Source organism: Paenibacillus sp. KS-LC4, from assembly GCF_036894955.1.
Lineage (GTDB): Bacteria > Bacillota > Bacilli > Paenibacillales > Paenibacillaceae > Pristimantibacillus.
The window spans coordinates 92,073-104,088 of record NZ_CP145905.1 but is presented as its reverse complement, the minus strand read 5'-3'; the positions used below and the strand labels follow the sequence as shown (position 1 = coordinate 104,088).

At 47.7% G+C, this 12,016-nt stretch carries 9 protein-coding genes; all 9 read right to left on the bottom strand.

Going from position 1 to position 12,016, the window contains the following annotated elements:
- Positions 1 to 2: 2 nt before the first annotated feature.
- Positions 3 to 773 (bottom strand): type III pantothenate kinase, encoded by a 771-nt coding sequence (locus V5J77_RS00495; protein WP_338553855.1) that lies wholly within the window; start codon positions 771 to 773, stop codon positions 3 to 5.
- Positions 770 to 1,654 carry a carboxylating nicotinate-nucleotide diphosphorylase gene (nadC, locus tag V5J77_RS00490; RefSeq protein WP_338553854.1) on the bottom strand — a complete coding sequence of 295 codons (885 nt, stop codon included), beginning with the start codon at positions 1,652 to 1,654 and terminating at the stop codon, positions 770 to 772. Before nadC ends, V5J77_RS00495 begins: the two co-directional genes overlap by 4 nt.
- Positions 1,647 to 3,263: an L-aspartate oxidase gene (nadB, locus tag V5J77_RS00485; RefSeq protein WP_338553853.1), complete on the bottom strand. Its 1,617-nt coding sequence runs from the start codon at positions 3,261 to 3,263 to the stop codon at positions 1,647 to 1,649. Before nadB ends, nadC begins: the two co-directional genes overlap by 8 nt.
- 38 nt (positions 3,264 to 3,301) lie before the next feature.
- Positions 3,302 to 4,240 carry a quinolinate synthase NadA gene (gene nadA / locus V5J77_RS00480; protein ID WP_046234439.1) on the bottom strand — a complete coding sequence of 313 codons (939 nt, stop codon included), beginning with the start codon at positions 4,238 to 4,240 and terminating at the stop codon, positions 3,302 to 3,304.
- A 416-nt stretch (positions 4,241 to 4,656) separates the two neighbouring features.
- Positions 4,657 to 5,619, bottom strand: coding sequence for an ABC transporter permease (locus tag V5J77_RS00475; RefSeq protein WP_056034787.1), 963 nt, complete (start codon positions 5,617 to 5,619; stop codon positions 4,657 to 4,659).
- A gap of 1 nt (position 5,620) precedes the next feature.
- Complete coding sequence (locus V5J77_RS00470) at positions 5,621 to 6,715, bottom strand: ABC transporter permease (protein WP_338553852.1); 1,095 nt, start codon at positions 6,713 to 6,715, stop codon at positions 5,621 to 5,623.
- Positions 6,716 to 6,720: 5 nt separating this feature from the next.
- Positions 6,721 to 8,268: an ABC transporter ATP-binding protein gene (locus V5J77_RS00465; protein WP_338553851.1), complete on the bottom strand. Its 1,548-nt coding sequence runs from the start codon at positions 8,266 to 8,268 to the stop codon at positions 6,721 to 6,723.
- A gap of 117 nt (positions 8,269 to 8,385) precedes the next feature.
- A complete protein-coding gene (locus tag V5J77_RS00460; protein ID WP_338553850.1) occupies positions 8,386 to 9,456 on the bottom strand; it encodes a BMP family ABC transporter substrate-binding protein in 1,071 nt (356 codons plus the stop codon).
- A 470-nt stretch (positions 9,457 to 9,926) separates the two neighbouring features.
- Positions 9,927 to 11,921: an ATP-dependent zinc metalloprotease FtsH gene (gene ftsH, locus V5J77_RS00455; protein ID WP_338553849.1), complete on the bottom strand. Its 1,995-nt coding sequence runs from the start codon at positions 11,919 to 11,921 to the stop codon at positions 9,927 to 9,929.
- Positions 11,922 to 12,016 lie beyond the last annotated feature (95 nt).

Sequence of the window (12,016 nt, the reverse complement as noted above, 5' to 3'; positions counted from 1 at the left end):
ATTTATCCCTCCTGATTCCGTTCATATATGATACGCAAGCCTTCTAACGTCAGCAGCGGATCAACCTCATCTATCGTTTCCGATTCCGAGCTAATTAACTCAGCCAAGCCGCCCGTGGCGATAACTCGGGGCGATACTTTAAATTCCTTGCGGATTCTGCGCACGATACCGTCCACTTGCCCTGCATAGCCATATATAATACCCGCCTGCATGGAGGTGACCGGATTGCGGCCGATGACGCTTGGCGGCTTCACCAGCTCAATGCGCGGCAGCTTCGCCGCCCGCTGATAAAGCGCCTCTGTCGATATCGCAATGCCCGGCACAATAGCGCCGCCCAAATAGCTGCCAGCAGCATCAATGTAATCAAACGTCGTTGCCGTCCCGAAATCGACGACAATAAGCGGACTGCCATATTTGACGATGCCCGCCACCGAATTCACAATGCGGTCAGCACCGACCTCGCGGGGATTTTCATACCGGATATTAAGTCCGGTTTTCACGCCTGGACCAACGATAAAAGGAGTTTTGCGCAAATACTTCATGCACAGCTGCTCCAACGTCCGCATGAGCGGCGGAACGACCGATGAAATAATGACACCTTCCATCTGCTCCAGACGCATGCCGGCAAAATGAAACAAATGATGAAAATTGATGCCATATTCATCAACTGTAGCAGAACGATTCGTGCTGAGTCTCCAGTGATGAAGCAGCTCCTTGCCTTGATAAATGCCCAGCACGATATTCGTATTGCCGACGTCAATGACGAGAATCAAGACTTGGCTCCTCCCTTCTTCGCAAACAGGTCGAGACTAATATCGAGTGATTGAAAGGAATAGGTGAGTCCTCCTACCGAAATGACGTCGACACCGCAAGCAGCTATACCATGTATCGTATCAAGACGCACATTGCCGGAGGCTTCTACAATAACATGCGGCGCGTGCTGCTTGATTTGCTGTACAGCAGCTTTCATCATCTCATGCGGCATATTGTCGAGCATAATAATATCCGCTCCGCAGGCAATCGCCTCATCGACTTGCTCCAAAGACTCCGTCTCCACCTCGATCTTCATCGTATGGGGAATACCTGCTCGAGCCGCTTCCACTGCTTCCCGAATACCGCCTGCTCCCTTAATATGATTATCCTTTATCATTACGGCATCATACAAGCCGAAGCGGTGATTCGAGCCGCCGCCTACGCGAACGGCATACTTTTCAAGCAGGCGATGCCCTGGGGTCGTTTTGCGAGTGTCGACCAATCGAACGGGCAGGCCTTGCAGCGCTGCTACAAACGCACTAGTCTTCGTCGCCACGCCGGACATCCGCTGCATCAAATTAAGCGCTAGACGCTCTCCTGTAAGCAGACTATGGATGCTGCCTTCTACCTCAGCGAGTACAGTGCCTTGTTCAACATACTCCCCATCCTCGACCTTTGCCGTGAAAACTAGCGATGGGTCAACGATTTCAAACACAAGGCGCGCTACTGGAATGCCCGCGATCCGTCCATTTTCCTTCACATGAATGACGGCCTTAGCCTGCGCCCCATGCGGAATAGTCATAGCCGTCGTTACATCGCCGCTTCCGATATCTTCAGCGAGCCAGCCGCGTATTTGCGCGCGCAGCGCTTCATTATAGCCATCCAGCGTTGTCTCAAACATTGGTTAACCGCTCCTCTGTTCTTCCGTATACACGGTGCATTACAGTATGCTTGCGCCATACTTGATCATTGCGCTCTGGGAAGTCCTCACGGTAATGCGCGCCGCGGCTCTCCTCCCGCTGCAAAGCGGATTCTGCTGTCAGCAGGGCGCATGTCAGCATATTGGCAAATTCAAATTCCTCCCGCTTGGTCAGCATCGCTTGAAAAATAGTCAGCTGGCGCCGCAGCTCCTCCAGCCCCTTCTCGAGACCCTTGGCATCGCGCTGTAAGCCCGCATACCTGACCATTACTTTTTGCAGCTTCAATCTTCGCTCCACCACTGCCTGAATCGGCACACTGCTGCGCGGTACACTGCTCTCTATTATAGGCTGAATCTCTGCATGCTCTGCAAGTTTATCAATCTTCTCGACAATCCGCTTACCGAACACGACTGCCTCCGAAAGCGAATTGCTAGCCAATCGGTTAGCTCCATGAACACCTGTCGAAGAAACTTCGCCGCAGGCGAACAGCCTTCTTATATTGGTTTCTCCATCGAGATCGGTTTTAACGCCGCCCATCATATAGTGTGCAGCAGGGGCGACCGGAATCCAATCTGTCGTCAAATCCAAACCATATTGCAAGCAAAATTCATAAATATTCGGAAAACGATGCTTCACCATATCCGGCGACTCATGCGTCACGTCCAAATAAACAAATGTTGATTTCGTTGCTTCCATCTCGCTAATGATAGCGCGGGCCACTACGTCACGCGGCGCCAGCTCCAGCTGATGGTGATAGCGTTCCATAAAACGCTCGCCTCGCGTATTGCGGAGGACAGCCCCTTCGCCGCGTACGGCCTCTGAAATCAGAAAACGTGGCGCTCCGGGATAGCATAGGGAGGTTGGATGAAACTGGACAAACTCTACATCCTGAATAAAAGCTCCTGCTCGATAAGCCATAGCAATCCCGTCACCTGTCGCTACCTCAGGGTTCGTCGTATAGCGGTAAAGCTGACCTGCACCGCCCGAGCATAGAACGGTCGCTTTGCCGCGCACGAGCAGACGCGAGCCGTCCGGCTTTTGCACAACAGCGCCCACACACTCTCCATCATTGGTAACCAAATCAATGACAAAATGGTCGTCCCATACTTCAATACCCGGCTTGGATAACGCTTTTTCCGATAGGGCTCGGACTATTTCGTAGCCCGTCGCATCCCCATTCGCATGCAAAATACGACGCTGGCTGTGAGCGCCCTCCTTCGTCAGCGCGAACTCGCCATTTTCCAAATCGAATTGCGTGCCCATTTCAATAAGCTGATTTACACCTTCCGGACCCTCATGCACGAGCACATTGACCGCATCCTCCGAGCACAACCCCGCTCCGGCAAGTAGCGTGTCCTCGCTGTGGTAAGCGGGTGAATCATCCTCCGATATGACCGCGGCAATGCCGCCCTGCGCATAGCGGGTGTTGCTGTCAAGCAGCGACTTCTTCGTAATCATCAGCACGGAATGCCGATCACTGGCCCGAAGTGCGGTAAAAAGACCGGCAATGCCGGCCCCAATCACAATAACATCCTTCTCGATTACCGGCAGTTCATCCAGCTTGATGTCTATAAGGTATCTGGGAATCATTCTAGCGCCTCCAGGCATAGGAGTAGCGCATGCTGCTCCTATTTCACGAGTAACATGCGCTCCAGGGACAAGCGTGCTTGATCCGCCACATGCGGCGGTACATAGATTTGCGGCTGCATCGTTTCAAGACATTTAACCAGCTTCTTCAAGTTATTAACCTTCATGTTCGGGCAAACCAAATATTTAGATGCAAACAGGAATGTTTTGTCCGGGCTGTCCAATCTCAGCTGATAGCCTGTGCCATCCTCCGTGCCGACAATGAACTCCTTGCAATCCGATTCCTTACAGTATTTAATAATTGCTGTCGTACTTCCGACAAAATCACCTAACTCAACCACTTCAGGGCGGCACTCAGGATGCACAACAAACTGCGCATTCGGGTGTTTCGCCTTCATTTCCTCTACATCCTTCACCGTCAACATGTCATGCGTGTTGCAGTAGCCTTCCCAGATAATCATGTTCTTATCGGTCTTCTGCTGCACATAGTGTCCAAGGTTCTTGTCCGGCACCCAAATGACGTCTTGGCCTTCAACGGAATTTACAACGTTAACCGCATTCGCTGATGTACAACAAATGTCAGTCTCTGCCTTAATTTCGGCGGAAGAGTTAATATACGTAACGACAGTCGCATTCGGATGCTGGGCTTTCAGCTTGCGAAGACCATCGACATTGACCATATCGGCCATCGGGCACCCTGCACGCTCGTCCGGTATAATGACGGTTTTATTGGGAGCCAAAATTTTAGCGCTCTCCCCCATAAAATGCACGCCGCAAAATACGATGACATCTGCATCGGTTTGAGCCGCTTTTTGAGCTAGCAAAAACGAGTCGCCGCGAAAGTCCGCAACCTCTTGAATTTCATCACGCTGATAATAATGAGCAAGAATAATGGCGTTGCGCTCTTTCTTCAATTGCATTAGCCGTTCCCGCAGTTCGCGGTTCTGCTCCGCCTTGCGTTCCAGTGCCAGTGCTTCCACAGTTAATCCTCTCCTCTTATGAGGGAAGGGCAAGCTGATTGCCCATTCCAGATATGGCTACTACCGACTTTGTGAATTGATGCACAAACCTAAAAAGTCGTTCGCCTTTCATTTAACCTTTACGGTAAATTCATTTGATAAGGTTTAATTTACTCCAGGCAGATCATGCTGTCAATGCGTTTATGACAAAAGTGTGAATTCCCTTTAAAAATAGCTCCTGACACAGCCAAACTTTCCATCATTGGCGGCTATTGTGCATAAGTGCAGCATTTGCGCACATGGTTGTCCACAAGTTATCCACAATCGTGGATTTTCTGTGACTAACCTTGTAGAGATGGTTAGAAAACAAAAAACTTCCCATGGTTTTATCATCACTTACGTGATAACCATGGGAAGCTTGAAGCTGCTTCTTTCAATTAGCGCTTAGCCGGATCGTATGGTTCGCCAAGCGAGCCTGGAGCGGAAGAACGTCCTACTGCGCCAACGAGTACAACCAGCGTCAGTACGTATGGCAGCATGTAGAAAAATTCGGTCGGAATTTGCTGCGACCAATCGAACAGCTGAGCAAAGTTCCGAATCGCTTGCGCGAAGCCGAAGAAAATAGCAGCTCCCGCAACGCCGAGCGGATTCCATTTTCCGAAAATGACAGCCGCGATAGCAATAAAGCCTTGCCCGGAGATGGTGTTATGTGCAAAGTTGCTCGTCGTTGTTAACGTAATGGTCGCACCGCCAAGACCAGCAAGTGCGCCGCTGAGCAGCACGCCGATATAACGGTATTTTGTTACGCTGATGCCCACTGTATCGGCCGAGCTTGGGTATTCGCCCACTGCGCGAAGGCGCAAGCCGAAGTGCGTTTTGTACAGCACGATATAGCTGATAATGACAAGCAAAATAACAACATATGTTGTCGGATAAGCTTTAAAGAATGCCTCTCCGAAAAACGGGATATCCGATAAATAAGGAATTTCCCATTTGTTGAACACATGAGTCAGCGTTGTCGTCTGTCCTGAGCCTTCATATAGGCTTTTCGTCAAATAAATTGCGATTCCCGCTGCCAAAATATTAATAACGACACCGACTATCGTCTGATCCGCCTTAAATGTAATGGTAGATACCGCATGTAGCAGGGCAAATATCACCCCATAAATCGCTGCCCCTACTAAACCTATCCACGGGGCAGATTCCTCATAACCAGCTTGTATCGCATAGTCGGTAATGACTGCCGCCGCGAACGCGCCAGACACCATCAAACCTTCGAGACCGATATTAATAACGCCGGAGCGCTCAGAGAATAGACCACCAAGACCGGTAAAAATAAGCGCCGTAGAAAATACAAGCGTAACGTTAATAAGCTGACCCAATATCTCCAGTGCATTCATATTAGATCGCCTCCTTACGCTTGTCTGCACGTCGTCCAAGGAATGGTTTTAAGAAAAACTTTACGATGCCATGCGAAGCAATAAAGAAAATGATCGAACCAATAACGATTCGAACGAGCTCTGGCGGTACGCCCGCTCCAAAGCTCATACCCGCAGAGCCATAGCTTAGACCACCGAATAGTACAGCGCCGAACAATACACCAATTGGCGTATTGCCGCCAAGCAAAGCAACCGCGATACCATCAAAGCCATAGCCCCATGGCGCTGCCAGAATCGTCTGATAGCCAAATACGCCCAGCGTCTCAAACACACCTGCAAGTCCAGCAAACAATCCGCTAATAAACATCGACTTTACAATGGTGCGATTGACATTAATCCCGGCATACAGCGCTGCGTCAGGGCTTTGTCCCACTGCTCTGAGCTCATAGCCCTGCTTCGTTCTCCACAGTATAATGTAAAATACACCGATACCAAGCAACGCAATGACAGTACCCCAATGCATCCGGGCATGATCCATCGCGTCAGATAACCAGCCAATCGATACGAGTGCCGACTCTTGAATCGGGTCCGATTTTTGCTGGCCTTTTGCCACAAAAAACGCACGAATAATGTAATTGGATAAATAAAGCGCAACCCAGTTCAACATAATCGAAGAAATAACCTCGTTAACGCCGCGAACCGCCTTTAAATAGCCAGTCAACGCCGCCCATAAGCCTCCGCACAGCGCTCCGACAATAATAGCAAGCGGAGCATGCAAAAACCACGGCAGGTCAAGCGTAATTCCTATGACGGTCGCACCAGTCATACCCATCATGAACTGGCCCTCTACCCCGATATTAAACAGACCCGTACGGAAAGCGAACGCAACCGCAGTACCTGTGAAGATTAGCGGAGTAATCGCACGGATAGCCTCGCCCATATCATAAGGACTTCCAAACAGCTTCTTAATCAGTGATTGGTAAGCCAGAATAGGATCAAACCCACCTGCCAGCATGGCTATTGCCCCACATAACAGACCCAAAATGATAGCCACCAAGGGGACGAGGAAGGATGTTTTATTGAATAGTTTATCCGCAATTCCTTTGACTTTATCCATGGCTGCTAGCTCCCACCTTTATTCGGCTGTTTCGCTGATGAATTGCCTGACATCAGTAGACCCAGCTGTTGATCGTCACGCTGGTCGGCATCGGCGTAGCCCATTATTTTTCCTTCATACATGACTGCAATGCGATCAGACAAAGCATACAGCTCATCTAACTCAAAGGAAACGAGCAAAATCGCTTTGCCTGCGTCCCGCGCTTCAATTAGCCGCTTATGCACATATTCAATCGCGCCTATATCTAGACCACGAGTCGGCTGTACAGCAATGAGCAAGGACGGATTTTTCCATATTTCACGGGCAATAATAGCCTTTTGCTGGTTTCCGCCTGATAAGGAGCGAGCCTTAGCTCCAATACCTGATGAACGTACATCAAACTCCGTTACGAGTTGGTTCGCAAGTTCATCTATAGCTTTAAAATCAATAAAGCCATGTTTGCCGAACTGTGGATTAAAGTACGTATCCAATACCATATTTTCGCTGAGCGTGAAGTCAAGCACCATTCCATGCTTGTGACGGTCCTCTGGAATATGGCTGACGCCTGCAACGGACATTTGGCGCGGTGTTTTATTAATCATCTCTTTACCTGATAGCTTCACAGAGCCGCCATACGCTTTACGCATACCCGTAATAGCCTGTACCAGTTCACTTTGTCCATTGCCATCAACCCCAGCAATACCCAAAATTTCCCCTGCGCGGATATCCAAAGCGACCCCATTTAAAACGAGCTTATTCTCCTCGCCCTTCATCGTAAGGTTATCAACAGATAGGATAAGCTCTCCAGGCTCTTTCTTGGTCTTTACCGCCTGAAAATTAACGTCACGGCCAACCATAAGCTCCGCAAGCTGCTGCTCATTCGTTTCTTTTGTCGTGACGGTTCGAACCACCTTGCCCCGACGAATAACCGTAACCGAATCCGCAAGCGCCATAACCTCTTTTAGCTTATGCGTTATCAAAATAATGGACTTGCCCTCTGCTGCCAAATTGCGCAAAATGCCAATCAGCTCTTCGATCTCCTGTACAGTAAGCACAGCAGTAGGCTCATCAAAGATTAAAATTTCTGCGCCACGGTATAAGGTTTTTAATATTTCCACGCGCTGCTGCATACCTACCGTAATATCTTTAATCCGCACCTGCGGATCTACTTTCAATGCATAACGCTCCGAAATGGAACGGACTTTTTCATTGGCTTGCTTATAATTGACGAATGTGCCAAATTTACGCGGCTCATTGCCAAGCACAATATTTTCCGCCACTGTAAATGGCTGTACCAGCTTAAAGTGTTGATGTACCATGCCAATTCCAAGCTCGATCGCTTTTCCTGCACCTTCAATAACCGTTTTATTGCCGTTGACCCAAATTTCCCCTTCATCCGGCTGATATAAGCCGAACAATATGTTCATTAACGTAGACTTACCTGCACCATTCTCGCCCAGCAAAGCATGGATTTCGCCTTTCTTGAGCTCAAAATCAATCGAATCATTGGCTACAAGCCCGGGAAAGCGTTTCGTAATCCCCTTAAGTGTGACAGCCGCTGCACTTTGTTTCATCCAGTTATCCTCCCCGGTTTGTTAGCTCCCAATCTCAAAAAAGGACAAGACCGGCTTGAAGGCAGGTCTTGTCGGCTGTACATAATAAACAAACGACATTAAATCATAAGTTTAAAACTATTTCACTTCAGAAGGAACGACAAGCGAACCACTAATAATTTGTTGTTTGTAGTCTTCAACTTTTTTCATAATTTCTTCAGAAACGTTAGGGTTGCTTTCCGGCAGACCTACCGCGCCGTCTTTCAGACCAAGAACAACCGATTTGCCGCCTTCCCATTTGCCGTTAATCAGGTCATTGGAAACTTGATAAATGGCAGCTTCAACGCCTTTAAGCATGGAAGTAAGCGTAACTTCGTTACCGAACTCAATCGACTGGTCTTTATCAACACCGATTACCCATACATCTTGTCCTGCTTTTTTACGAGCTGTTGCTTCGTTGAATACGCCGTTGCCCGTACCACCAGCAACTTGGAAAATAATATCTACGCCGTCATTGTACATAACTGCTGCTGCGGCTTTGCCCAAATCTGGTTTGTTAAATTCACCTGTGTAGTTGCGAATAACCTTCGCTTCAGGGTTTACTGCTGCAACACCTGCATTGAAGCCTGCTTCAAATACAGTAACACTCGGAATTTCCATGCCGCCTACAAAACCAATTTTATTTGTTTTTGTTGTCAAGCCGGCAACTACACCTACAAGGAACGAACCTTCGTTAGCTGCGAAGTTAACAGAAACAACGTTTGGTGCGTCAACAGCGGAGTCGATGATACCAAACTTGGAGTCCGGGTTGTCTTTCGCTACTTTGCCCATTGCATCTTGGAACAAGAAGCCTACGCCCCAAATCATATCGTATTTTTCAGAAATAAATGCACGCAGATTTGGTTCCATATCAGCGTCGCCTTTACTTTCCAAATATTTCGTCTCAGAGCCTGTATCTTTCGATATGCGTTGCAGACCATCCCAAGCGCTTTGGTTGAAGGACTTGTCATTTACGCCGCCTGTATCAGTAACCATACCAATCTTCAGCTTAGCACCTGCTTCAGTCGATGCCTCAGAAGAGGCTTCAGGCGATGCTGCTCCGTTTGTGCCAGAAGCGGCATTATTGTTTTTGCTGCCGCCACCACAAGCAGACAATACTAATGCGAACATAAGAACAATAGACAACATAAAACCTAAACGTTTTTTCATCTTCGATTTCTCCCCTTAATATAGATGTGTTGTTACTGCAACCTGCTTGCTTATATTATTGTTGTTGTGCTTGGCTGCTATTCTCTTTATTATAATTGCTTATCCACATACGTCAACATTTTTACGTCATGTAACATAACACAGAAATTTTGTTCACGCCTATATCTCACAATTATTTAACATTCGTGCCAAACACACCAATAAAACCTCACACACTCCCGACAAAACCAAAAAACTTCTAAGTTTTACCTCTATTATTATAGGCTAAATCCGAACATTAATAAAGTAAAATTAATCAAGTGTAAAAGGGCTAAAGCTGACTCTCGAGTTAAAGCTATCGTTACGCGATGAAATAAAAGACAGCTATTTTCTCGGTCACTACTGAGAAAATAGCTGTCTCCATAAATAACTGACGAATACGATTATTCAACTACCGAAAACGGTAGTTTTCTAAAGTCTCTTCAGCCTGCTTACTTCGAGTCTTCCCCATCATTCGGTTTATCATCAGATTTATCCAATGAAGGGATTTCTCCTGCTTCTCTTGATTGAATACGAACCTTAACATCGCCGATAGTATCGACGATTGGTTCAGTTGTAGGCTCAACAGCAACATTCTCTGTTTCACCTTCCGCCAATTCAAGCGTGCCTGTTTCGATCAAACGTTTGATTTGTTCCATTTCAAGCGTCTCTACAGACAGAAGCGTCTCCGCAATTATGTGTACTTCTTTTGATTTTTCGGTGAGCAATTTTTTTGCACGCTCGTAACAATCTCTCATAATCGTTTGCATTTCTTGATCAATCTCATAAGCAATCGCATCGGAGTAATTTTGTTCATGGCCGATATCACGTCCAAGGAACACCTGTCCTTGCGAGCTTCCGAATTGCAATGGACCGAGCTTATCGCTCATTCCGTATTCCATAATCATCGCACGAACAATGCTTGTCGCTTGTTTAAAGTCACTGTATGCGCCTGTGCCAATTTCGCCGATAAACAACTCCTCAGCTACACGTCCGCCAAGCAATCCAGTCACTTTATCCAGCAGCTCCTGCTTCGTTACCAGCATCCGGTCTTCCTTCGGCATCATGATGACGTAGCCGCCTGCTTTGCCGCGAGGAATAATGGTCACCTTATGAACGAGATCCGCATGCTCCAGGAAGAAACCAATAATCGTATGTCCAGCTTCATGGAAAGCAACAATACGCTTCTCACGCTCACTGATTACGCGACTTTTCTTCTCCGTACCTACGATTACGCGGTCAATCGCTTCATCAACCTCAACCATAGCAATATCCTTCTTGTTGCGGCGGGCAGCAAGCAATGCCGCTTCGTTCAGCAAGTTTTCAAGATCGGCTCCAGAGAAGCCTGTTGTACGTTTTGCGATAATATCCAGCTTGACGTCTTTGTTAAGCGGCTTATTGCGGGAATGAACTTTAAGCACCGCTTCACGGCCCTTCACATCAGGACGATCTACCGTAATTTGACGGTCAAAACGGCCCGGACGCAGCAAGGCTGGGTCCAAAATATCAGGGCGGTTCGTTGCTGCAACGATAATAATACCTTCGTTCGCTCCAAATCCGTCCATTTCGACGAGCAATTGGTTGAGCGTTTGCTCACGCTCATCATGACCGCCGCCAAGACCTGCACCACGTTGACGTCCAACGGCGTCAATTTCATCAATAAAGATAATACAAGGAGCATTTTTCTTCGCATTTTCGAACAAGTCACGGACACGGGATGCACCAACACCGACGAACATTTCCACAAAATCCGAACCCGAAATACTGAAGAATGGAACGCCTGCTTCACCAGCTACTGCACGGGCAAGCAACGTTTTACCTGTTCCCGGAGGTCCGTTAAGCAGAACACCTTTAGGAATACGGGCGCCTACCAGATTAAACTTACGCGGATCTTTGAGGAAGTCAACAACCTCAACCAGCTCTTGCTTCTCCTCATCCGCCCCTGCCACATCCTCGAAAGTGATGCGCTTCTTCTCTTCATTGTAAAGCTTGGCACGGCTTTTCCCGAAGTTCATGACTTTGCCGCCGCCGCCTTGCGCTTGATTCATTAAGAAGAAGAACAAAACAAATATAATCACAAACGGAATGATGGAAGTAAGGAGTGTAAGCCAGACACTTGGCGTATCCATTGGTTTATACTGTAACTCAAAACCGTTTTTCACTGCGGCTTCACGCAATACCTCGCCTGAATCAATCCCTGCACGCGATGTGAACTGTATGCTCTTCGCGTTCTCGGGCTGTTGTTTGTATTTACCAGAAATATAATAAGACTGACCATCGTACTTTATCATCATTTCCGCGACGTTGTTTTCATTAATAGCAGCGCGAAGCTGATCATATCGTATTTCGACGGTAGTATCATTCTGATTGCTGATAAACTGAATAATCCCGACGGTTACCAAAAAGATGATCAAATAAAATCCAGTGTTACGGATGATCCGATTCATCTCCTACCTCCTCTCAAGACGCTTTTCATATTTTAACATAGCACGACTTTCCATCACAATAGAACCACTTGGAGGACAGTCATACTGGTTAAGCC